This is a genomic window from Paenarthrobacter sp. R1 (assembly GCF_030264015.1).
Taxonomy (GTDB): domain Bacteria; phylum Actinomycetota; class Actinomycetes; order Actinomycetales; family Micrococcaceae; genus Arthrobacter; species Arthrobacter ureafaciens.
This window is the reverse complement of sequence record NZ_CP127115.1, coordinates 1433680-1456423: the sequence shown is the minus strand read 5'-3', so window position 1 is coordinate 1456423 and position 22744 is coordinate 1433680. Positions and strand designations below refer to the sequence as shown.

Genomic DNA, 22744 nt, shown 5'->3' with positions numbered 1-22744 from the left:
TGAAACGTTCCAAACACGGGCGGCGGACCCTCCGCTGTCCAGCATCAAAGGAGATGTTCTTTGGCTTACCCCTCGAAATGTTCCTCCCGCAAACCACTCGTTCCCCTCACGGCCATGGCCACCCTCGCCGCGGCAGCCCTGGCCTTCACTGGTGTGCCCCTCGCGCAAGCGGCAACCACCCAAACAGCGCCAGGCAACGCACCCGCCGTCGTCAGCGCGAAGAAGGACCAAACGCCCAAGCGGCAGGTGGAAAACCTGGACCGTGCGCCGGTGGCGGTCCTGACTGACCAAGGCGTGAGTGTCAGTTGGCGCATGCTGGGCCTGGACAAAGACAGCATCGGGTTCCAAGTGCTGCGCGACGGCGTCAACATCACGCCCGAACCCATCCGCAATTCAACCTTCTTCGTGGATCCTGCGGGAACGGCCACCTCAAGCTACGTCATTAAGACGGTGGGCAATGGCCAAGGCCAGGACAAACTGACCGAGGCTGTCACGCCGCTGGCCCAAAACTACCTCGCCATCAAGCTGGACAAGCCGGCGGACGGCGTCACCCCCGACGGCAAGGCTTACACCTACTCGGCCAACGACGCCACCGTGGCGGACCTCGACGGTGACGGCAAGTATGAGGTCATCCAGACATGGTCGCCCTCCAACGCGAAGGACAATTCGCAGTCCGGCTACACGGGCAACGTCTATGTGGACGCCTACAAGCTGGACAGCACCAAGCTGTGGCGGATCGACCTCGGCCGCAACATTCGCGCCGGGGCGCACTACACGCAGGTCCTGGCGTACGACTTCGACGGCGACGGCAAGGCCGAGGTTTCGCTCAAGACGGCGGATGGCACCACGGATGCTTCAGGCACAGTGATCGGCGACGCCAACGCCGACTACCGCAACAGCGCCGGCTACGTGCTGGCCGGCCCGGAGTTCCTCACGGTGTTCAAGGGCGGGACGGGAACCATCCTGGACACTGTCGCTTATGAGCCTGAGCGCGGCTTGGTGGCCAGCTGGGGCGATAACTACGGCAACCGCGTGGATCGTTTCCTGGCAGCCGTCGCGTACCTGGACGGCGAGCACCCGTCCATGATGTTCAGCCGCGGCTACTACACCCGTACGGTGCTGGTGACTTATGACCTGGTTGACGGCAAGCTCGTGAAGCGCTGGACCTTCGATTCCAACGTGGCGGGCGACCAATACAAGGGCCAGGGCAATCACAACCTATCCGTGGCTGACGTTGACCAGGACGGCAAGGACGAGTTCGTCTTCGGTTCCATGACCATCGACGACAATGGCCAGCCCCTCTACAACACCAAGCTCGGCCACGGCGACGCGATCCACACGGGCGATCTGGATCCCTCGCGGCCCGGCCTGGAAACCTTCGCCGTCCACGAGAGCATGAGCCAGAGCGGCAACCGTGGCGCCACGTTCCGGGACGCTGCCACCGGCGAGGTGCTGTGGAGCATCCCGGCCACCAAGGACACCGGGCGTGGAGCTGCGGGCGACATCGATCCCCGCTATGAAGGGGCCGAAGGATGGGCCGTAGGCGGGACGGCGGCGTGGGATTCTCCGCGGGGCCAGTTGATGTCCGCCAAGGGCGAGCTGATCGCGGAGAATATCCCCGCCGCGAACTTCCTTGCCTGGTGGGATGGCGACCTGCTGCGTGAAATCGTGGACCACGACTACGACGCCACCGTGTCCCGCGGCGTCCCCACTATCTCCAAGTGGAACTGGGAAACCGAGACCAGCGATCGCTTGCTGACCGCCGATGGCGCCCGCAGCAACAACACCACCAAGGGCAACCCGTCCATCCAGGCGGACATCCTGGGTGATTGGCGCGAGGAAATCGCCTGGCCGTCCACGGACAGCACGGAGCTGCGGATCTACACCACCACGGCTCCCACCGAGGTTCGCCTGCGGACCCTGATGCACGACACCGTGTACCGAACGGCGGTCGCCCGCGAGAACGTGGCGTACAACCAGCCGCCGCACCCGAGCTTCTTTGTGGGTGAGGGCATGCAGCCTCCGGCAGCACCCGCCGTCGTCTATACCGGCAAGAAGTAAGCGCCAACAACAAAGCCGCCCGCCCCCGAAAGGAGGCGGGCGGCTTTGTTGTGTGCGGCGACCGGTGGTTTCGTGGCACCGGACGTACGACGCCGGAGCCTCCAGCGGCGGGTGGAGAACCGCCGCGTCGGGCTACTGCTGCGAGGCTGCCGCCGGCAGGTGCCCGCCGATGAGGGCCAGGTTCTGGATGGCGGCCAGGCCAAACTGGGCGGTGTCATTGGTGGACACCGTGGGCGCCTCATCAACGGGTTGGAGGACATACGGGGGCTTGATCGTCTTCAGGGTGAACGCCTCGGCATGGTTCAGGTTTTCGCCGCCGACGCTGAAGCTGGACCAGGCCGATGCGGCCAGCTCAGGCGAACCAAGCCGGGCTGCTGCGTAGGCCGTGAGGCGGCTGTGGGCCTGCGTCAGGTAGATGCCGTCCAACGCATGGCCCACCTCGGCGGCCTGCTCTTCGGGTGAAGCCAGGAACAGCCGGCAATACTGCAGCCAGGCCTCCTCGAACCCATCGTCCGGCACCAGGCTGATGAGCTCGCTGCAGATCTCCACCAAACCGAACACCGCACTCAGGTGGGAGACCCTGATGACCTCGCGTCCGGCGTCGAACCTTCCTGCATCCAGGTCATACAGTGCCTCACCCGTGAGGAAGCCGTACTTGAGGGCACCGATGTCAGCCATGGTGCCCAACAGGCGGTCGCGTGAGCGGGGGTTGCCGGTGCGTTCCCAATCGGTGAGCCAGGTGGCCGCGAGCGAGCCCCAGTCGGTACCCAGCCCAACGCCCAGCGAACCGCGGTCCGGGCGGTAGGTATCGGCATCGGGGCGAACCTTGCGGACCGGGTCCAGGCCAAGGAAGTTCTGGTCGCTGTCCACGAGTTCGGTGAGGAGATCCCCCGTCCGTTCGTCGGCCGTCAGGTAGTAGTAGAACCGGCGATAGGCAGGGTTGCTGATCCGCAATTGCTTGGCGCTGCAGCCCCAATGCTGGACGTTGTGCCGCGAACCAAGTCCGCGCCAGGGGCCAAGATGGTAAACGTCCACCTCGCCGGTGTGCCGGGTCATGGCCTCGGCGAAACGGAACACATCGGCGCGGCCGGAGCGGAGGTACATGTACCAAAGCCACAAGTCGGGGGAGAGCTCTGAGTTGTCCCACGCATAGCCGCCGACGTCGTAGCGCCAGACGTGCCGGTCCGAATCGTAGGTGTGCATGACGTCGCCGTAATTCCAGAAACCGTACCACCGGCGCTGCTCCTGCTGGCCGCGGTAGAAGTCGAAGAGGAAGTCCAGCTTGTCTTCGAGTTCCGCGCGGAGAGGCGTGCTGCGATCCACCGGCGTCCAGTCGCCGAAGACGCCCGCGCTGTGGAGGTACTGGGCCGAGGGTTGCAGGACCGGTGGCCGGGAGGCGTACGCAGCATCGGCTGCCAGTGATTCGACCGGGGGAGTGGAGTCGTAGGCGAAGAGCGTGAGCTCGTGCGTCCTTGCTATCCCTTGTGCATTGCCGAAGCCGGGCTCGTAGTCCTCGTACGTGATTTCCAGGCCTTCGAGTTGCTCTTCGAAGGTGTCCTGGCCCAGGCCGTCGTGGTAGAAGCGCAGGTCCATGGGTTGGGCTTCGGGGGAATAGAGCCACGCCGTGACGCTGGGTTCGGCCGTAGCGGCGCCGCGGATGTCCAACTGCCCGGGGTGCGATTGCCAGAAGTCCCGCACCCCTATCCCGAAACCGCCGCCGACGTCGCTCAGCGAGCAGAAACCGGCGGACCGGGTGCCGCCCGAGATCCCCACCCAGCCATGCCCGGCGGCGGTCCGTTTGCGGAGCTCGAAGCCGTCGGCGGACAACTGCGTGAGGGTGAAGTCGTTCCACGCGGGAATCAGGTGCAGGCGCTCGGAGACCTCCGGATTCCACTGCTCCAGCGGCGGCGTGGGTTCCCCGCCGAGCTGGGCTTTCCGCACTTCGGCGCCCGGATCGCGGCGAAGGCCCGTCAGTCCGCGGACGGCCTCCACCAGGAACCCGCCGTCCGCCCCGGCAAGCCGTACGTGCCGATCGTGCAGTTCGCTGGCCAAGGGGACCGTGAACCGCACGCCCAGGCCGGCCAGGAAGTCTTTTTCAACATTTCCGTCCCACACGAACGAGTGCACCATGCGCACGCTCCGGGCGCCGGCGAGGAAGTAGAAACGAACAGTGAAGGGGAGCCATTCCCGCCGTGGCGACTGTGGACTATCCGAACGATGCCGGCCGTCCAGCCGCACCACAGCCCGCACGGGCCCGCTCTGTTCCACCGTCGCCGACTCGAGGTGGCCCGTGAATCCTTCCCTGCTCGTGCTGCCGGCGCCCTCGGCAATCCCGTCCTGCAGCATGCTTACCAGTTGTGCGTCCCGGGCCACCACCGAGCCGTCCCGCGTCAGGCTTCGGAACAGCCGGTCGCCGGTGCGCGCCAGAAGCATGTCCATTGTTCCTGTGGAGACTGTGATGGTTTCCGCCGTTTCGGTGACCACCACCTGCGGTTCACGTACGACGGCGGCTGCCGGACCGGCGTCGTGCGCTTGCGTTCCGTCCGCCTCGCCGGAAGGAAGCTGCACTGAGTAGCTGGTGGAGGGGTTGTCCGTGGCGCCGATGGCGAGTCCGGCCCACTTGAGGGAGCCGTCGGGCCAGGTAGCCAAGGGCCAGGCCTGGGAGGGGGTGGCGGTGCCGTCCGCGTCGACGACGGACAGGGCATCGGCGTCGTGGACTGTTCCGCGCTGGAAGGGCATTCCCCAAGTGGAGCCACCGCTGAGCGTGGCGGGGGGTGCGCCGTCGATCCACGTGACCGGGGCGTGCTGTGTCATGGAATTTCACCTCAAGGGTCTTGGAAAGCGCTTTCTTTGTGACGTTTCAAAAACCGTACTCCGATGTGATGGGGGTCGCAAGGGCGGGGTGCCGCTACTAACCGCAGGGGCGTATGGTTGAAGTCTCCGCCGCCTCTTTCGAATGGACCAGCGTCATGGCGCGACTGATCATTATGGGACCTCCCGGTTCGGGCAAGGGAACACAGGCTGAACACATCGCCAAGCACTTCTCCGTGCCCGCGATTTCAACGGGCGATCTCTTCAGGGCCCATGTCCGCGACGGGACCAGCCTTGGTGCGGAGGCCGGACGCTACATGGACCGTGGCGAGTTCGTGCCGGACCACGTCACCACGGCGATGCTGAGTCAGCGCCTGGAAGATGACGACGCCGGTGCGGGTTTCCTGCTGGACGGGTACCCGAGGACCGTGGCCCAGGTGGGATCGCTTGACGCGCTGCTCGGTACGCGGCACCAGGTGCTGGAAGCCGTCCTGGCCCTCACGGTTTCCGACGACGAATTGCTGGAACGGATGCTCCTGCGGGCCAAGGAGCAGGGCCGCAGCGACGATACCGGTCCCGTCATCAAGCGGCGGCTGGAGCTGTACCGGGAGCAGACCCGGCCCGTCATCAGTGCCTATGAACAGCGCGGGATTCTCCTGACCGTGGAGGGTTCAGGGCAGAGGGAGATGATCACGGCAGCAGCCATCGCCGCAGTGGAGTCGGTGATCCGGCACTAGGGGCGTACTAGGCGATATCCGCGGTGACAGGCGCCAGTTCGCCGAGGGTCCGCAGGTAGGTGGCGAATCCCTGGGGTGCCCGGGCTGTTGTCCGGGACGACGTGACCACCCTGTTGGCGTCCGTCGATCTGATCACGAATCCCTGCCGTGACAACCGCGTGGCCAGAATCCGGTCCTCGTGTGCCTGCAACTTCGGAAACCCGCCCACGGCCAGGTACGCGGACGCGCGGACGCCGAAGTTGGCTCCGTAAATGTGCGGGTGGTCCTCCCGGAAAGGATGCAGCTCAAGCCAGCGGCGAAGGATCCCCGGGTCTGCGGTGCGGGAATCCGGTTCGACTGAGCCCAGGACGACGTCCACCCCGGCGTTGGCCAACTCCACCTGCCGGATCAGCCAGTTTGTTGGCACCCTGGAGTCCGCATCAGTGTTGGCCAGCCAGACCGTGTCCGGATTGGTGCCGCGCTCCGCCTCGAGGTCGGCCAGCGCGGCCATCACGCCGGCTGCGCGGCTGGCTCCCGTGCTTCGGGCCCGGGTCTCAATCATGCGGACCCTGGCGTCGGCGGTGGCATGGGCCCTGACGATATCGCGGGAACCGTCGGTGCAACTGTCCAGAACTACCGTGATGCTGACGGACACCTGTGGTCCTTGCGCGGTTCCTGCCTCGGCGGCCGAGTCCTCGGCCCTCCGGGCATCGGCCGCTTGGACCTCGCGACGTAGATTCCCGGCACTCAGGGCGTCGGCCGCATGGCGGATGGCACTCAGGGCGGGGCCGAGTTCCTCTTCTTCGTTATGCGCGGGCACGACTACCGCAACGTGCCGGATTGCCCGCCCTGTCACGCCGCACCGCCCGGGGCGACGAGCACTTCCAGGAGGAAGTCCTTCTCCCGGTACAGTCCCCGGCTTGGCCAGTCGAGCACGCGGCGGGCGGTTCTGTGGACGGTTTCTCCGTCCAATGTCCAGCCGGAGATCGGGTGGCGCCAGTGGCACAGGATCAGCGTGCCGCCGGGCCGCATGGAGTCCTTGACGCGGTGCAGCATCCCATCGAGTTCATCCGGGCTGAGGTAGTACCCCATCTCTGACACCACTACCAGGTCAAAGGTTCCGGAGGGCCATTCCGACGGCACGGTCAGGTGCCCGGTGCCCGCATGGCCTATGCCGGACAAGCGTCGGGCGGCTTGGGCAAGGGCCGTACTGCTCGCATCCACGGCCAGGAACCGCTCGCATCGCGGGGCAAGTTCGGCGCTGAGGACCCCGATCGAGCAGCCGATTTCCAGTCCGGATTCGTACCTCTCTTCCGGCAGCGCCGCGAGTGTAAGGGCCCGCTTGCGGCGTTCATACCAACCCAAGGCGTAGTCCCACGGGTCCTCTTCGCGGGCATGAACGGCGTCGAAGATTGACTCGGCGTCGCGGGCTGTGTTCGATCCTCCGGCTGGAGGGGTCCACGCGAAGGTCTCCCAGCTCCGCGAGAAGTGTTCCAGGAACGTAGGGGACAGCAGGGTTTCGTCGCCGGGTTCCTGGGAGAGTGGCTGCGTTTGGGATGCGTGGGAGTGCATGGCCTGCGCTTTGGCCCGGCGTTCGTCAGGGCCCAGCGGCAACCGCACCCACGATTCCCATGTGCCGTCTTCCGGCCCGGCCCAGAGCCAGTACCAAATGGGGTACTCGAGCAGCCCGTAGCCTTCTGCTTCCGCGATCCGGGCCGCGGTGCTTCCGAGGGCATCGTGGTCGGTATGTCCGTCCGAGCGGTAGGGGGCAACCAGGACCACCCTGTCGGCCGGGGCGCCGGACCCGGCCACTTCCCGGCGGATGGCGGCGGCAACGCTATCAACGTGTGCGGCCACGCGACCATCCGGAACCTCCACGAACCGCCACTTGGCGCTGGGAGCCAGCCCGGACACAGCCTCTCCGAACTCAGTGAGCCTGACGGCGGCAAGCTGTTCCGGCGTCGTGGTTGTGGATTCCGGATGTGATGCCTCGCCTGCTGTGCACAGCAGCAGGCGGACGGTGGCACCCAGCGCGTGGAGCCTGGCCAGGAGGCCGCCGGCGCCCAGCGATTCGTCGTCGGGATGGGCTGCCAGGACGACGAACGTCATGCTGGCGAGCTCCTCGGCACCCAAGGGCAGTTCCGGGAGCTCACGAACGCCGCTGGCATCCCAGTCAGCCTCGGAGGTGCCCGCGTCGTTGTGGGTGAAGGTCACCATTCGCGGTCCCCTTGCAGGGCGCGGGCGCCGAGCTGCGCGTCGTCCCGCATGGCGTGGTGCTGGCGGACGTAGAGGGACAGGTCCGCCATGCGTTTTCCGTACGCCTCATTGAAGGCCAGCGGGCCCGGGCCCAGGTTTTGGTTCACCAGGGTTTGGATGCGTTCGACGGCGGCGGCAACGGTTCCGCGGACCCGGAGCGCCCCGCTCCACGTGCTGGAAAAGGCGTCGGGTTCGAAGGCGTCGATGCGTTCGGCTGCACGCGCGAGCGATGCGGTGGCGGAGTTGATGGTGCGGTCGATGTCGCCGAGGTGGGCCAGCGCGACTTGGTCAGCCGCCCGCCCCTTGTCCGCGGACCTGGCCAAGGATTCGGCAAAGTCGCGTGCCAAAGCAATGGCACCGCCGAGCCAGCACGCCGCCACGCCCATGCCGCCCCACGCGAATCCCGGCCGCTGATGGTACCAACCCGGACCCTCGATGATGGTGGCCGGAACCCTGTTGAAATGTACTGGGCCGCTGGGGATTTCCCGTAGTCCGCGGCTGGTCCACGCCGGCTCCCCGCAAGTGACGCCGGGGTCCCTAAGATCGACGGCGAAGGCCGCACGACCCTTTTCTCCGGGCAGGTGCGCTGTGATGACTGCCCCGTCCAGTTGCGCGGCGAGGGAGCACCAGGGTTTATCGCCTTCCAGGACGTAGCCGCCGTCGCTATCTTTCTTGGCCTCCAGTTTTTGCCCCGGGCCCTCGGCAGCGAAAACACCCCATGCGCCGGCTGGTTGGTCGTGCCCGGCCTGGGCGAGGATATGCAGGGCATCGAGGTGGGGTTCCAGGATCCGCCCCGCCGCGACATCCACTGCCGTGACCGAGGCCAGGAGCTCCCACAGTTTGCCGGTGCTGCCCTGACCCGGGTGCGGGGCAGTCCGTCCGATGTCCTTCGCGATGTCCAGCAGGGCAGGGACATCGCCTATGTGGGTGTGCACGGCGTCGAGCGTGGGCTGCAGGGCTTGGAGCTGCACCGGTTCCGAGCTGATCAGCACTGGTTGGAATTCGGTGGTTTCGCCCATAGATGCCTCCAAGCTGCCGATTGGCCGTTTTCCGGTTCCCACCAACCTACCCTAAGGAGCCTTACTTTTGGGTCCGAGCCTTTAGCCCCGGTCCGTCGGGTCCTGAACCTGGCGGGTTGCGAACGCAATCGTACGACGGCGGGTGCTCAACGACTTCCGGGGAGGCAAAAGTTCCCGCTTGTCGCTGCATGAAGCCGCCGATTCACTAATTTTGTCAACTCTGTCACAAAACCTTGTCACAAGGCGTGACAGTTTTCCTACGCTGGGGTCGTCAACTCCCCGAGCCAAGGAACATCCCATGCATCCAACCCTCAAGTCCAAAACGTCACTCAACGACGCCCACAGCCCGCCAGGACAGAAAAGGCTCCGATTTCCAGCCAGCCTGGGCGCTGATCTCCCGGCCTCGCTGGTCGTCTTCCTGGTGGCACTCCCGCTGTCCCTCGGCATCGCCGCAGCGTCTGGCGCGCCGATCATGGCCGGCCTCATCGCCGCGGCTGTCGGCGGAATTGTGGCCGGCAGCCTTGGCGGCTCCGTCCTCCAGGTAAGCGGGCCGGCAGCAGGCCTGACGGTGGTGGTCGCCGGGCTCATCGCCGAGTTCGGGTGGCAGGTGACGTGCGCAATCACCGCTGCTGCCGGCGTCGTGCAGTTGCTCCTGGGGCTGAGCCGCGTGGGGCGCGCTGCGCTGGCGGTCTCCCCGGTGGTGGTCAAAGCCATGCTCGCGGGGATTGGAATCACCATCATCCTGCAGCAACTCCACGTGCTCCTGGGCGGGCAGGCGGGGGACTCCGCAGTCGACAACCTGGCAGGCCTGCCGGCCGCCATCACGCGGGTCGAGCTGCACTCCGCGTTGCTCGGGCTGGCGGTCGTGGCGGTCCTGATCGCGTGGAAGTACCTCCCCGCAGCGGTGCGGAAAGTGCCTGGACCCCTGGCGGCCGTCGTTGCTGTGACTGCGGTGTCCGTGGCGGTGGCGCCCGGCGTGGAGCGGGTCAGTTTCAGCGGCTCCCTGTTCGACGCCGTGGCGTTGCCGGTACTGCCGGACGGCAATTGGTTGTCCGTCGGCATGGCGGTCATGACCGTGGCGTTGATCGCGAGCATCGAGTCGTTGCTGTCCGCGGTGGCCGTTGACAAGATGCACACCGGACCCCGCGCCAACCTCAACCGTGAACTGGTGGGGCAAGGCTCAGCCAACATGGTGTCCGGCATGCTGGGTGGCCTCCCGGTCACCGGCGTGATCGTCCGCAGTGCCACGAACGTGGAAGCCGGCGGCAAGAGCCGTGCCTCCGCGATCCTGCACGGGGTGTGGGTGCTCCTCTTCTCGGCCCTGTTTGCGGGCATCATCCAGCTCATTCCCCTGTCCGTGCTCGCGGGCTTGCTGCTGGTGATCGGTGCCAAGCTCGTGAAGATCGCCGACATCAAGACCAGCCTCCGCACGGGCGACCTCCTGGTGTACTCCGTGACGTTGGTATGTGTTGTGGCGTTGAACCTCCTGGAGGGCGTCATCATCGGCCTCGCGCTGGCCGCCGTGTGCGTCCTGTGGAGGGTTCTCCGTGCACAGATCCACGTCCACCAGCCCGTGCTCGACGGCCAGCCGTGGCGGCTCACCATTGCAGGGTCTTGCAGCTTTTTTGCCCTTCCGCGGCTCAACCGGGTGCTCCACTCCGTGCCCGCCGGCCAGGACGCACTGGTGGAACTCAACGCCGACTACCTGGACCATGCCTTCCGCGAAGCGCTCACCGCATGGCAGGCGCAGCAGCGCAGCACCGGGGCCACCGTCACCATCGAAGAACACGGAACCACGGCTTTCACCGATGCCGCCCACAGCGCACCGCAGCGCCAGGACCTGCGTGAGTTTCCGCTCCCGCCGCGATCGTCCTGGCAGCCTGCTGCGCCGGCCGATCAAACAGCGGACGACGACGGACACGATCACCCGCCACTGCGGTCAATCCTCCTGGGCATCGACAAATACCATCGCCGCTACGCCGACAAAGTCCGGCCACTGGTCCAGGACCTCACCGAGGAACAGAACCCTGACACCCTGTTCATTGCCTGCGTCGATTCGCGCGTCAATCCCAACCTCATCACCAGCAGTGGACCCGGCGACCTCCTGACCCTCCGGAACATCGGCAACGTGGTCTGCCGCGATGATGACGAGGCTTCGATTGATTCAGTCATGGCCTTCGCCGTCAAAGGGTTGGCCGTGGACTCGATCGTGGTGTGCGGGCACTCGAATTGCGGGGCGATGAAGGCTGTCCTGGCGGATGCCGAGGGCCCCGCGCCTGCGTTGGGTTCGGGCTTTAATGCGTGGCTGGACCATGCCCGGCCGGCCTACCGTTCACTGGTTGATGGCCATCCTATTGCCTTGGCGGCAGCTGCTGAGGGGTTCAACCGCGTGGATCAGCTCAGCATGGTGAACGTGGCCGTGCAGTTGCGCAAACTTCACGACCATCCCGTGACCGGACCCGCGTTGGCCTCCGGGCAGGTGCAGGCCACGGGGCTGTTCTATGACATCTGCACCGCCCGCGTCATTCTGGTGACGGCGGAAGGCATTGAGCAGCTGGATCCGAGTATGGCTGTCAACTAGTCCGTCTCCACCGATACCTGTGCCGCCACGACCCACTTTGAGCCAGGGGTGCCTCCAACACGCCGCATTTCCGGCGGCTTCGGGGCCTCCCGCTGGCCAAAGTGGGTCGTGGCGGAACACGGATTCCATGTTTCACCACCGACGCATTGGGGAATACTGGGAAGTAGACCACGATTCCTGCTGTTACGGACGATCGTGAGAGGCGGTGGTGCCATGGGCGACCACAACAACAGGCGGAGACTGGAACGTGCTGCCGAACTCCGGGCGGGCCGAGGTTCCGTGGGCGATGCCCGGGAACGGGCTGAACTGGACGCGGATAACGCGCTGAGGGAGAAACGCCGCAAGGTCAACGAGGCTGCACGCGCCGACTATCTTGTCCGCGAAGCGATGTCCCAAGGGAAGTTCGACAACCTTAAGTACGCCGGAAAACCGATTCCCGGCCTCGGCAAGGGCTACGACCCCGACTGGTGGGTGAAGGGTCTCATCCAACGCGAACAGATCAGCGGCCTTGGTCCTCCCGCGATTCTGCTGCGCACCGAAGACGCGGAACTGGAGGCCAAGCTGGACCAGTTCCTCATGGAGAAACAAGTCCGGGAGACGCTGGAGGACTTCAACAAGCGCGTCATCGAAGCCCGCCGCCAATTGCAGGGCGGGCCGCCCGTGATTACCAAGCTGCGGGACGTTGAGTTGGAAGTGGAACGGTGGCGGGAACGGCGTGCTGCTTCCGCCCCGCAGCAACCTGAACCCGAACCGCCGTCGAAACGTTCCTGGTGGCAGCGGCTCTGGAACGGCGGGGACTAAACGTAGCTGTCTTCCCGGGACTCCACACCGGGTGCCGGCTCGGGCTTGCGCTTGAGCAAGGAGGCGAGGTGAGCCTGCTGCTGCCGGAAGTGGCCGTGGGCGGTGAGGCCAAACTCGTAGGCAGTCTCAGCGTGCTGGGTGAGGTCCACGCCGGTGACTTCGTGTTCGTGGGTGACGCGGAAGCCGATGGTCTTGTGGATCGCCCGCCCGATGACCAGCGTGCCTAGGCCCGAGAGGATGATGGTCACCAGTACCGCCACACCCTGGGCGACGAGTTGTTGGAAGCCGCCACCGTAGAAGAGGCCTCCGGCAGACCCATCGAGGGGAAGCGCGATGAACCCGAGGGACAGCGTTCCAATAACGCCGGCACCGAAGTGCACGCCCACCACGTCCAGTGAATCGTCAAAGCCGAGTTTGTACTTGAGGTCCACGAACACCGCACAGGCCGCGCCGGCCACCAGGCCCAAACCGACGGCGGCGAGCGGGCTGATGTTGGCGCACGACGGCGTGATGGCCACCAGGCCTGCAACCACGCCTGAGGCGGCGCCCAGGGAAGTGGGGTGTCCGTGCCGGACTTTTTCGACCACCAGCCAGCTGAGCATCGCGGCAGCCGGCGTGACCAGGGTGTTGACCCAGATGAGGCCCGCCTGTTCGGCGGTGGTCGCGGCACCGCCGTTGAAACCGAACCAGCCGAACCACAGAATGGCGGCCCCGATCATGATGAACGGAACGTTGTGCGGCCGGTGGTTGGGGTCCTTTGCGAAGCCGTGACGCTTTCCCACGATCAAAGCGAGGACAAAAGCTGCGGTTCCGGAACTGACCTCGACCACCGCACCACCGGCGAAGTCGATCACTTGTCCGAAGATGCTGGTCAGGGCGCCGTCTGCGCTCATGAGGCCACCGCCCCACACCATGTACGCCAAGGGGCAGTAGACAACTGTCACCCAGATCGGCACGAACACGGCCCATGCGCCGAACTTGGCCCGGTCGGCGATGGCTCCGCTGATGAGTGCGACCGTGATGATCGCGAACGTTGCAGCGAAGCCGGCCTTGATGAGGTCCGGGGATCCGATGAGGTCCTGGAGGCCGAAGTGCGCGAATGGGTTTCCGAACAGGCCCAGGAAACCGTCGCCGGTGGTCATGGAGTAACCCCAAAGGACCCACACCACGCCCACGATGCCAGCGGAGATGAAGCTCATCATGATCATGTTGAGGGCAGCCTTGGCGCGCGTCATTCCGCCGTAGAACAGGCCGAGGCCCGGGGTCATGAAAAGCACCATTGCCGACGCCAGCATCAGCCAGACGTGTTGCGCAGAGATCTCCATCTGCGTTCCCTTCTGATCAAACCTGTCCGAAAACCGGGCCTCGGAAGTCGGGCCCTTGCTAACCCCCGATCAATATTCGGTGAGCTATGTTTCCGGTTCAGAAGAGCTAAGTTGCGGCTAAGTTACAGAAATCCCGCCTTCGTGAAGATCGCGTGACCGGCATGTTTCGGAGATGTTAACGGCGGATCTCCCTGCCCCCGGCCGGGTACCCGCCACGCCTGCCGGCGATCATGATGGCCAGCGCGATGGCCGTGGGCAGGGCCGCGGCCAGCGGAATCCACTGCGCCCCCGCGGTGGTGAGGGCAACGGCCCCGTATCCCGCACCCACGGCGATGCCCAGTTGGATGGTCACTACCGTGATCCCATTGGCTGCGTCTTTGTGTTCCCCGCCGGCCCGCAGGATCGCCGCCTGGTTGTAGATGCCCTGCGCGCCGAACGCTGCGCCCCACACCGCCATCAAAACGAAAACCCCCGCGGCCGTGGTGCCCAGGAACGGCATGAGCGCGAACACCAGAAGGAGAAGCCCGACGGCGGTCATCACCGAGCGCCGTGGGTAGGAGTCTGCGGTCAGGCCGGCAATCCAAATGCCCACCAGCCCCGAGACACCCACTACGGAGAGGGATATGCCGGTGAACGCTTCGGGCAGTCCCGAGGAAAGGAGGAACGGGGCAATGTAAGTGAAGATCGCGAAATGGGCCAGCAACAACAACGGCCAGGCGATGGCCACGGCAATGACGCCCGGCAACTTGAGGGCAGCCCGCAAAGAGGGTGCTTTGTGGCTTCCCGGATCCTTCACTGCAGGCAGTACCCAAGACGCCAGGAAGGCCAAAAGGACTCCAACGCCGGCAAGGACTACGAACGAAGCCCGCCACGTCAGGACGGTGCCCATCAGCGTTCCAATCGGCGCTCCGACGGCCAAGGCGATGCTGTTGCCGCTGAACACCACGGCCATGGCTTTCCCCATGGAGTGTGCAGGAACAATCCGCGCAATGTACGGGGCCATGGTGGACCACAGCATGCCGTGGGCGATGCCGCCCAGAAGCCGTGCACCCACCGCGACGGCGAGGGTCGGGCTCAGTGCCAACAGCACGTTGCTGAGTGCGAACGCGAGCACGGTCCCGAGCAACAGGGTTTTTCGGGGAACGCGGCCGGCCAGGAGACGCGACAAGGGAAGAGCCGTGAAGACGATGATCGCGGCGTATGCTGCCGTGAGCGAGCCAACGGCCGACTCTTCCACACCAAGGTCCCGGCTGATCTGCGGCAGCAAACCCGATGGCAGCAGCTCGGTTGTGACGGCCGTGAACCCGGCGGCTGCGAGGACCAGGAGGGCGGACCAAGGTATTTTGCCGGGGCGCGTTGCGGACGCGGGGTGCGTGCCGGACGCAGGGCGCGCTCCGGACACAGCGAGCTGCGGCGTGCCGCGAGCCGCCGTCGTTTCCTGTGACAGTGGCTCTTGGGTGTCCTTGATGTCCTCGGTCGTCTGGCTTTCAACTGCGGACGGGTCTTGCTTCAATATGGCTCCTCAACAATGGATCGCACCCGGGGCGTTAGCGCGAACAATGTCAAAGCTACGCAATACTGACGCGCTGAGGGAGTGTCTGTCAGACACCCCCTCAGCGGCCCGCACTCCTGCGCAACACGCTTGGAAACAACCAGCGCCCTCCCGCAGACTGGGCCTGTGAAGCCATTCCTCTTGCTAGCAACCCGCGCCGAAGACCACGCAGCCGACGACGAGTACCAGGCCTACCTGCGCTACTGCGGCCTCGATGAGCGGGAGCTGGTCCGCGTCAGGCTGGAAGCAGGGCCCCTGCCGCCCATCGACCTCGATGACTACTCCGGGGTGATTGTTGGTGGCAGCCCGTACACCTCCAGCGACCCTGTGGAGGAAAAGAGCGCGGCTCAGATCCGTGTGGAGGGTGAGCTCTCACGTTTGCTGGACCGCATCGTCGCCGACGACTTCCCGTTTTTTGGCGCGTGCTACGGGGTGGGAACGTTGGGTGTCCACCAGGGCGCCACCATCGACCGCCAATTCGGGGAACCTGTTGGGCCAACCCGGATCACGTTGACGGAGGACGGTGAACAGGACCCCTTGTTGAAGGGCCTCCCGCGAACCTTCGAGGCGTTCGTTGGCCACAAGGAAGCCTGCAGCCAACTTCCCGGTCACGCCGTCTTGCTGGCCAGCTCCCCGGCTTGCCCGGTGCACATGTTCCGCATCAAAGAGAACCTGTACGCCACGCAATTCCACCCGGAGCTTGACGTGGACGGCCTCACCACACGCATCACGATCTACAAGGATGCCGGATACTTCCCGCCGCACCAGGCCGACGAACTCATCCGGACAGCACGCCAGCACCCCGTCACCGAGCCCATGCAGATCCTTAGGAACTTCGCGGAACGCTTCGCCCGCTGACATGCCCGACGGCGGGAGGCCGCCGTCGTGCGCCGGCTTGCTTGACCCTAGCGCCCGGTGGGTCGCGGTACGGCCGGCGCGGTGGCGACCGGCGGGGGTGGGGGAGCCGGCGGGTTGAAGGCGCCGCTTGGGTAGAGCGCGGTGGCTTCCATCATGTAATTGGCCCATTGGGGTCCGGCGATCATGTAGCCGTCCAAGGACTTGTAGAACTTGCCGTTGATGGTGACGTTCTGCCCTGCCCGCTGCTGCCCCGCGGTGGTGTCTCCGAAGAAGGAAGCCGTGGCCAGTCGCGTGGTGTACCCGGCGATCCAAGTGGCCCCGTTGTTGTTGGAGGTGCCGGTCTTGGCCGCAACAGGGACCTGGTTCTGGACCTTGGGATTGATGTAGACGCCGGAACCGATCTTGAGGACATCCTGCAACACTGCAGTCACGCCCCGCGCTACCGAGGGTTTCACGGCATCCCGGCATTCGGTCTTCTGGGCATCGTAGTTCCGGCCCTGGACATCGGTGATCTCGGTGATGGCGATCGGCTTGCAGTAACGGCCGTCATTGGCGAAGGTGGCGTAGGCATTCGCCAGGACCAGTGGAGCAACACCGATGGAGCCCAGCAGATTTCCGATCTGGTGCATGTTGACGGGTGCGTTGTCCAAGCCGCTGTGCAGTCCGACAGTATCCACCATGCGCTGGATGCCGCAGAAATCGAGCTGGGCTGCCGTGGCGAACGTTGCGGTGTTGATGGAGTTGTAGAGGCCGTAGTTGATGGGCATGGGACGGTAGTAGCCGGCATCGTTGTTTTGGAGGTCGTCATCGGCGCCGAGGTTCTGGGCTTTCTGGGCGCTGCTGTACCCGCCAAGGACTTTGCCGCAGCTGGAACGCCAGGGGAAGCCCACCGGGTAAACCCTGCGTGAGGCATCAACGACGGCCGTGGGATTCTTCCCCTCGTTCAACCACTCGGCGTAGATGAACGGCTTCATGGTGGATCCGGGTTGGAAGCCGCCCGCGCCGTTGAGGTCGTAGCCGTTCTCATCCTTGGCGTCGACGTTGAAGTTCAGTTGGGTGTCGAACTTGCCGGGCTCCGGAACGAACACCGTGTTTTGGGCCATCGCCAAAATCCTGCCTGTTCCCGGTTCAACCGTGGTCAAGGCGGCACCCCACTTGTCCGGATTGTCTCCGGCCGAAGCGTCCACCTGTGCCTGCGCTGCTGTCTGCAGGCGGGTGTCAAGGGTGGTGGTGATGGTGAGCCCGCCCCTGTACAGGAGGCGCTCGCGGTCGGCGAAGGTGGCCCCATAGGCTTCATTGTTGAGGATGAGGTGGGAGACGTAATCGCAGAAGTACGTGGCGATCGCGGCTCCGGCGCAGCCTTGAAGGGATGGCGTGATCTTCAATTCCACAGGCGTGGCCACTGCGGCGTCATGCTCCGCCTGGCTGATCATGCTCTGCTCCAGCATCCGGTCCAGGACCAGGTTTCGCCGGGCAATGGCAGCGTTCGGGTCCACAGTGGGGTCGTAGATGCTGGGGCCGTTCACCAACCCGGCCAACATCGCAGCCTGGGGAAGGTTCAAGTCCTTGGCTGAGGTGCTGAAGAAGTACCGTGATGCTGCCTCAATGCCGTACGCGTTCCGGTTGAAGAACACGATGTTCAGGTAGCCCTCAAGGATCTGGTCCTTGGTAAACCTCTTCTCCAACTCCAAGGCAAGCTTCACCTCCCGGAGCTTGTCGCCCATTGATTTCTGTCCGCTGAGGACCACGTCCTCGGGCCGCCCGTCAGACAGACGGGACTCGTTGAGGACGTTAGTGACGTATTGCTGGGTCAGCGTCGACGCCCCTTGCCGTGTGCCCTTGGTCAGGTTGGAAGTCAACGCCCGCATGATGCCCTGAGCATCGACGCCGGCGTGCTGGTAATAGCGGCTGTCTTCAATGGCCACAATCGCCTGCCGGATGAACGGCGACATCTGGTCCAAGGGGACCTTGACGCGGTTCTCTGCGTAGAATGTGGCGATCGGCGTTCCGTCGGAGGCTACTACCTTGCTGGACAACGACGGCGATTCAACGTCCAGTTGGCTGGGAAGGCTTTGATAGAACCCAATGGATCCACCCACGGTGCTGCTGGTGAATGCCACCACGGGAACTATGAGCCCTGAGATGAGCACGCCGCAGAGGAAACTAACAAAGAAGAAGCCGAAAAGCCTGAACAGGAACCTGCCCAAACCGATGCTCTGACCCTTGTTCCGCGCCATTTTCCTGCCGTTCCGTCCGGAGTCCAGGCTGAAAAGTAGCTACAGAATACGTCGGCTCCTGCAATGGTTCCATGGCCGGGGCAGTCAATTTATGTCCCAATCAGGACTCAATCCAGGGGCAGCGTCACACTGACGGAGGTTCCGCGTCCAACTTCGGAGGAGATGTCCAGGATGCCGCCTGCATCGTGTACCGCCAAGGACATGAGCAACAGCCCGAAGCCGTGCCGGCGTCCACTCGGCGCAGCGTGGATTTCAAAGCCCTTGCCGTTGTCACGGACGGTGAGTTGGATGCCGTGGTAGACCGCGTTGAGCTTGACGGTCAGTTCGCTGGCACCGGCGTAATTGAGGGTGTTGCTGAAGGTCTCCTGGGCCACGTGATACAGCAGTCCCGCAGATGCCGAGGAAATCTCAATGCCGTGATGGGGGATCTCCCAACTCACCTGTACACCGGAGCGGCGCAAAGGCTCGGCCAGCCGGTCGATGCACCCCGCAACGCCCAGCGCGTGGAAGTCCACCGGGTGCTGGTCCTGGATGATGCCTTTGACGGTCATCACCTCTGCTTGAGCTTCTGCCTGATCCATCATTCCCCCACGTCCTTGTGTCCTTGCTGGAAATTCGTAGCCGAAGCCTCCGTGGATGCTTCGCCTGCAACCAGAGTCACGCCGGATCATCAAGGATCGGGTTCGTTTGGCTCAATTTCCCATCAAGTTTCAGTGGGCCGGGATTATTCTGCTGGATCATTCCATGTCTGCCTTGGCGGATGCGCGGGATGGCGCAGTCAGCCCTGTGCTGAATGCCGAATGATTCAGCAGAAATGCGCTCGCTAGCTGTGGCCGTCCGCTTCGAGTGCAGCTTGCTCGATGCTGAATCTGTGTGCGGCCCATTCCTCGGAGTTACGCCCGGAAATGTTGGGGTCGTTGGGCCCTTGACCCGCAGAACCATCGATGAGTTCCCGGATGATGTCAGCGTGGCCCGCATGCCGGGCAGTTTCCACGCACATGTGGACCAGGATTTGGTGGAGAGTCACCTTCTTCTTGTCCTCGGACCACCAAGGCACAACGCCGGGCGCATCGAGGGGTAGTGACTCGATGGTTTCGTCGCTGCGCTTGGCGGAGAAGTGGTGCAGGTCGATGATGTCCTGCAGGCTTTCATTAGCCGGGACCCACATGTCGGCATCGGGTTCGGCGGTGTCCGCATACCACGGGAGATCCCTTCCGTTGGGGCGTCCGAAGGTCTCCCCGAAGTACCCCAGTTCTACGCTGGCCACGTGTTTAACCAGCCCCAGGAGGTTGGTGCCGGTGGGAGTCATGGGCCTTCGGGCATCGTATTCGCTCAAGCCCTCTACCTTTCCGAGCAGGTCGGCCCGACGGGTGCGCAGGTAATGAAGCAACGTTGCTTTGTCATCCATGCGAGCACTCTACCGATTCTAAAGGTCCGCGGCTCCGCCCCCGAACCCCGAGCGTGGGTGTGCCGTGTGTCGGTGTGCCGTGTTCGCCGCAAGCCTGCGCTTTCGCCCGCAACGGTGCTCCTGTTTCGCCGCTTTCCCGCGGTTTCGCGGCTTTCCGGCGAGCCGGGGCCTCGACGGCCCTAACCGCGGCGTGCCACAGTAAACCATGGCCACGGAGGAGGACGTAAGAGGAATATGCCTGGGCCTGCCCGGAGTCACCGAGCGCTCCAGCTGGGGTCAGCCGGCATGGTTCGCGAAGACGCTGATGGCCCGGATCTGGGAAGAAGGAGTGGTGACGGTAAAGACGGGGGAACGTGAAGCGCTCGCCGCCATGGACCCGGACAAGTTCTACTGGACGCCGCATCACGACCGTTCCCCCAACCTGATCCTCATCCGCCTGGACAAGATCGACGTCGATGAAGTGACCGAGCTCCTCCAGGAGTCCTACCGGATCGCCGGCGCAACCAAGAACTAGGGGTGTCGTCCCGGTTGCCCGCGAATCCGCCGGAAGACAACGAAATCGTTGGAACGGCACCCGTGTTTCGCAGCTTTGGCGTGGTTTCGACTCCTTCCCCCAACGTGAGCCGGTCAGAGCGGGGGTTAGGCTAGCGGGCATGGGGGACAACAACACACCTGGGGAACACCACTCACCGCACCCTGCACGCAAATTCCGGGCCGCCGTCGTGCCTTTGCTGGGACTGATCACTGTGGCTGTGGGGGTCGCGGTGGCGTGGACCAGCCTGAACGCGGAGGTGGGTTGGTTCGCCTACGCGCCCCTCAGCAATGAGGTGTTCGTGGGAAACAACGGGTCATTCCTGAGCAACGAAACACAGCTCGGCGTGGCCATCTCAGTAGTCGGCCTGCTGGCGCTTTCCTTCTGGGCGGGGCTGGCCATCGGCCGGCGGCGCTGAAACGGCCCGAAAACGACGAAATCGCCGGAACGTTCCCTGCGAAAGGACAGCGTTCCGGCGATCTCGAGCCAACCAAAGCTACGTGAGCTTCACCTGGCGGTTCATGTCCTTGTACAGCAGGTACCGGAACTCGCCCGGTCCGCCGGCGTAGCAAGCCTGCGGGCAGAACGCGCGCAGCCACATGAAGTCGCCGGCCTCAACCTCAACCCAGTCGTTGTTGAGCAGGTACATGGCCTTGCCCTCGAGGACGTACAGGCCGTGCTCCATAACGTGGGTCTCCGGGAAGGGGATCACGCCGCCGGGCTGGAAAGTGACGATGTTGACCTGCATGTCGTGCGCGAGGTCGCTGGAGTCCGTGAAACGAGTGGTCTTCCAGACGTCGTTGGTGTCGGGCATGGACGTCGGCTCAACGTCCTTCTCATTGGTCACGAACGACTTGGCTTCGTAGCCCTCGAGCCGTTCGTACGCCTTGCGGATCCAGTGGTAGGAAACGATGTCGTTGGAAACGTTCTCCACGCCCCACTCCGCACCTGCAGCGAGGTACGCGTAGCCGCCCTCTTCGAGGTGGTGCAGTTCGCCGTCGAGCGTCAGGTTGAGCTGGCCCTTGGTCACGAAAATGACGCCCTCAACACCGGCTTCGAACTCGGCCTTGGGAGCACCGCCGCCGGGTGCGATCTCCACGATCAGCTGCGAGAACGTGGTGGCGAACCCGGAAATCGGCCGGGCGATGATCCAGGACCGCGTGTTGGTGAAGCCGGGCAGGTTGCTGGTGACGATGTCCGTGAGGACGCCCTTGGGGATCACGGTGTACGCCTCGGTGACGATTGCCCGTTCCGTGGTCAGGTGGGTCTGCGGCGGCAAACCACCGGTCGGGTAGTAGTAGTTGCCCATCAGGGTGCTCCTAATCAGTGCGAAGTTGGTTGTGCGAGCCGCGGGTGCGCCAGTGCGGTCAGCTGTGAAAGTTCGACGCCGGCAAGCGCCTTGACCTCGTCGGTCCCCACTGCGCCGCACTGGACGCCGCGGAGGACGAACCCGGCCAGGGCACGGGCGGTGGCGGGCTCGTCCATGACGCCGCCTTCGGTCCGCTCGACATAGTTGCGCAACCGCAGTGCCGCTGCGGGGAGGCCTTCGCGGTAGAAAGCGTACGACGCCGAGAAACGGCTGGGCAGCTGGGCGGCATGGAGATCCCACCCTTGGTAGTAGCCGTTTTCCAGGGAACGGCGTACCAGCCGGCCGTGGAGTTTCCAGGCGTCTTCCACGGCATCGCCCACGGGGATGATGTTGGTGGAACCGTCGGAGAGGCGGATGCCCGTACCGGCCACTGCGAGCTGCATGACTTCCTTGGCGAAGTCGGCCACCGGGTGCTCCATGGACTGGTATTCGGCGGAGATCCCCAAGGAGGCGCTGTAGTCGTATGTGCCGTAGTGGAGGGCGCTGATGCGGCCGGGCACCACGTGCGGGAGCTGTGCCACGGGCGAGGTTCCGTCGGCACCGAGGATGAGCTGCGGGGTTTCCACCTGCACTTCGAAGCGGAGCCGGCCTGCGGGGAGTCCGTGGACTTCCTCGAGGCGGGACACTGCGTAATCCATGGCCTGGACCTGGGCCACAGTGGTGACCTTCGGCAGGGTGAGGATCAGGCCCTCGGGAAGCTCGCCGGCCGAGGCAAGCGTGGACACGAACAGGTCCAACGTCTTCAAACCACGGGCACGCGTCGCAGCTTCGAAGCACTTGAAACGGATGCCGATGAACGGCGGTGCCGTGCCGGCCGCGACTGCTGCGGAAACAGCCTTGGCGGCAGCAACGACGTCGGCGTCTTCTGTTTCGTCGCCGCGGTCACCGTAGCCGTCCTCGAAGTCCAGGCGCAGGTCCTCGATGGGCTCAGAAGCGAGCTTGGCCGAAACCCGGGCGGCAACAGCAGCCGCGAGTTCCGGTTCCTGGCCCAGCAACCGGCCGAGCTTTTCGAGACCGCCGTGTGCTTCCGCCGTCGCGAGTGCCTGGGCACCCCAATCGGCAGCGAAGGTGGACGTGAAGCGGTCGGCGGGGACGTAGACCGTGTGGATGGGCTGGCGCGAGCCGTCGTCGCCGGGGTAGTTGCGGTCAAGCAACTGGTCCGTGGCGGCGAGCCGGGACTCGATATGTTCCAGGTCCGATGCGGAGAATGAACCCATC

The 22744-nt window shown here is 64.7% G+C and carries 19 protein-coding genes; 8 read left to right on the top strand and 11 right to left on the bottom strand.

The genetic code is table 11. From position 1 onward, the window contains the following. Positions 1-114 precede the first annotated feature (114 nt). Positions 115-2061 carry a rhamnogalacturonan lyase gene (locus tag QN084_RS07005; protein ID WP_259363020.1) on the top strand — a complete coding sequence of 649 codons (1947 nt, stop codon included), beginning with the start codon at positions 115-117 and terminating at the stop codon, positions 2059-2061. A gap of 132 nt (positions 2062-2193) precedes the next feature. Here QN084_RS07005 and QN084_RS07000 read toward each other — a convergent pair whose 3' ends face one another. Further along, positions 2194-4875 (bottom strand): exo-rhamnogalacturonan lyase family protein, encoded by a 2682-nt coding sequence (locus QN084_RS07000; RefSeq protein ID WP_069696122.1) that lies wholly within the window; start codon positions 4873-4875, stop codon positions 2194-2196. A 155-nt stretch (positions 4876-5030) separates the two neighbouring features. Here QN084_RS07000 and QN084_RS06995 point away from each other — a divergent pair, with 155 nt between their 5' ends. After that, complete coding sequence (locus tag QN084_RS06995) at positions 5031-5609, top strand: adenylate kinase (protein WP_069696148.1); 579 nt, start codon at positions 5031-5033, stop codon at positions 5607-5609. 7 nt (positions 5610-5616) lie between these two features. On the opposite strand, the gene QN084_RS06990 is transcribed toward QN084_RS06995, so the two are convergent. From QN084_RS06990 to QN084_RS06980, 3 genes are read right to left on the bottom strand one after another with little or no spacing between them, the layout of a single operon-like run. After that, a complete protein-coding gene (locus QN084_RS06990; RefSeq protein ID WP_021473454.1) occupies positions 5617-6444 on the bottom strand; it encodes a glycosyltransferase family 2 protein in 828 nt (275 codons plus the stop codon). Next, positions 6441-7805 carry a bifunctional PIG-L family deacetylase/class I SAM-dependent methyltransferase gene (locus tag QN084_RS06985; protein WP_069696121.1) on the bottom strand — a complete coding sequence of 455 codons (1365 nt, stop codon included), beginning with the start codon at positions 7803-7805 and terminating at the stop codon, positions 6441-6443. The genes QN084_RS06990 and QN084_RS06985 overlap by 4 nt, the downstream gene beginning before the upstream one ends. After that, a complete protein-coding gene (locus tag QN084_RS06980; RefSeq protein ID WP_069696120.1) occupies positions 7799-8863 on the bottom strand; it encodes an acyl-CoA dehydrogenase family protein in 1065 nt (354 codons plus the stop codon). The genes QN084_RS06985 and QN084_RS06980 overlap by 7 nt, the downstream gene beginning before the upstream one ends. A 298-nt stretch (positions 8864-9161) precedes the next feature. Between QN084_RS06980 and QN084_RS06975 the strand changes: the two genes are divergently transcribed. Together QN084_RS06975 and QN084_RS06970 are read left to right on the top strand one after the other, a co-directional pair. Continuing rightward, on the top strand, positions 9162-11444 hold the full coding sequence (locus QN084_RS06975; protein ID WP_069696119.1) for a SulP family inorganic anion transporter: 2283 nt from the start codon (positions 9162-9164) through the stop codon (positions 11442-11444). A 213-nt stretch (positions 11445-11657) separates the two neighbouring features. After that, positions 11658-12245, top strand: a complete 588-nt coding sequence (locus QN084_RS06970) for a DnaJ family domain-containing protein (protein WP_062097946.1) — start codon at positions 11658-11660, stop codon at positions 12243-12245. Here QN084_RS06970 and QN084_RS06965 read toward each other — a convergent pair. Both QN084_RS06965 and QN084_RS06960 read right to left on the bottom strand, forming a co-directional pair. After that, the gene (locus QN084_RS06965) at positions 12242-13570 is read right to left on the bottom strand and encodes an ammonium transporter (protein ID WP_069696118.1); all 1329 of its coding nucleotides are present in this window, start codon (positions 13568-13570) and stop codon (positions 12242-12244) included. The two genes, QN084_RS06970 and QN084_RS06965, sit on opposite strands and share 4 nt — an antisense overlap. 175 nt (positions 13571-13745) lie before the next feature. Further along, positions 13746-14972 (bottom strand): MFS transporter, encoded by a 1227-nt coding sequence (locus QN084_RS06960; RefSeq protein WP_069696846.1) that lies wholly within the window; start codon positions 14970-14972, stop codon positions 13746-13748. A gap of 276 nt (positions 14973-15248) precedes the next feature. On the opposite strand from QN084_RS06960, the gene QN084_RS06955 reads away from it, so the two are divergent. After that, the gene (locus tag QN084_RS06955; RefSeq protein WP_069696117.1) at positions 15249-15980 is read left to right on the top strand and encodes a glutamine amidotransferase; all 732 of its coding nucleotides are present in this window, start codon (positions 15249-15251) and stop codon (positions 15978-15980) included. 47 nt (positions 15981-16027) lie between these two features. Here the strand turns inward: QN084_RS06955 and QN084_RS06950 are convergent, their stop codons facing one another. Together QN084_RS06950 and QN084_RS06945 are read right to left on the bottom strand one after the other, a co-directional pair. Then, entirely contained in the window at positions 16028-18217 is a 2190-nt protein-coding gene (locus tag QN084_RS06950) for a transglycosylase domain-containing protein (protein WP_021473446.1), read from the bottom strand. Between the two features lie 107 nt (positions 18218-18324). Continuing rightward, positions 18325-18798 (bottom strand): sensor histidine kinase, encoded by a 474-nt coding sequence (locus QN084_RS06945; protein ID WP_043427142.1) that lies wholly within the window; start codon positions 18796-18798, stop codon positions 18325-18327. A gap of 55 nt (positions 18799-18853) precedes the next feature. Here QN084_RS06945 and QN084_RS06940 point away from each other — a divergent pair, with 55 nt between their 5' ends. Beyond that, on the top strand, positions 18854-19021 hold the full coding sequence (locus QN084_RS06940; RefSeq protein ID WP_168529674.1) for a hypothetical protein: 168 nt from the start codon (positions 18854-18856) through the stop codon (positions 19019-19021). A gap of 19 nt (positions 19022-19040) precedes the next feature. On the opposite strand, the gene QN084_RS06935 is transcribed toward QN084_RS06940, so the two are convergent. Next, the gene (locus QN084_RS06935; RefSeq protein ID WP_069696116.1) at positions 19041-19625 is read right to left on the bottom strand and encodes a DinB family protein; all 585 of its coding nucleotides are present in this window, start codon (positions 19623-19625) and stop codon (positions 19041-19043) included. Between the two features lie 205 nt (positions 19626-19830). On the opposite strand from QN084_RS06935, the gene QN084_RS06930 reads away from it, so the two are divergent. Together QN084_RS06930 and QN084_RS06925 are read left to right on the top strand one after the other, a co-directional pair. Further along, positions 19831-20139, top strand: coding sequence for an MmcQ/YjbR family DNA-binding protein (locus tag QN084_RS06930; RefSeq protein WP_069696115.1), 309 nt, complete (start codon positions 19831-19833; stop codon positions 20137-20139). A gap of 139 nt (positions 20140-20278) precedes the next feature. Further along, the gene (locus QN084_RS06925) at positions 20279-20575 is read left to right on the top strand and encodes a hypothetical protein (RefSeq protein WP_062097936.1); all 297 of its coding nucleotides are present in this window, start codon (positions 20279-20281) and stop codon (positions 20573-20575) included. Positions 20576-20653: 78 nt separating this feature from the next. On the opposite strand, the gene QN084_RS06920 is transcribed toward QN084_RS06925, so the two are convergent. After that, positions 20654-21466 (bottom strand): bifunctional allantoicase/(S)-ureidoglycine aminohydrolase, encoded by an 813-nt coding sequence (locus tag QN084_RS06920; protein WP_021473441.1) that lies wholly within the window; start codon positions 21464-21466, stop codon positions 20654-20656. Between the two features lie 14 nt (positions 21467-21480). Beyond that, positions 21481-22743, bottom strand: a complete 1263-nt coding sequence (locus tag QN084_RS06915) for a DUF6986 family protein (protein ID WP_069696114.1) — start codon at positions 22741-22743, stop codon at positions 21481-21483. Position 22744 lies beyond the last annotated feature (1 nt).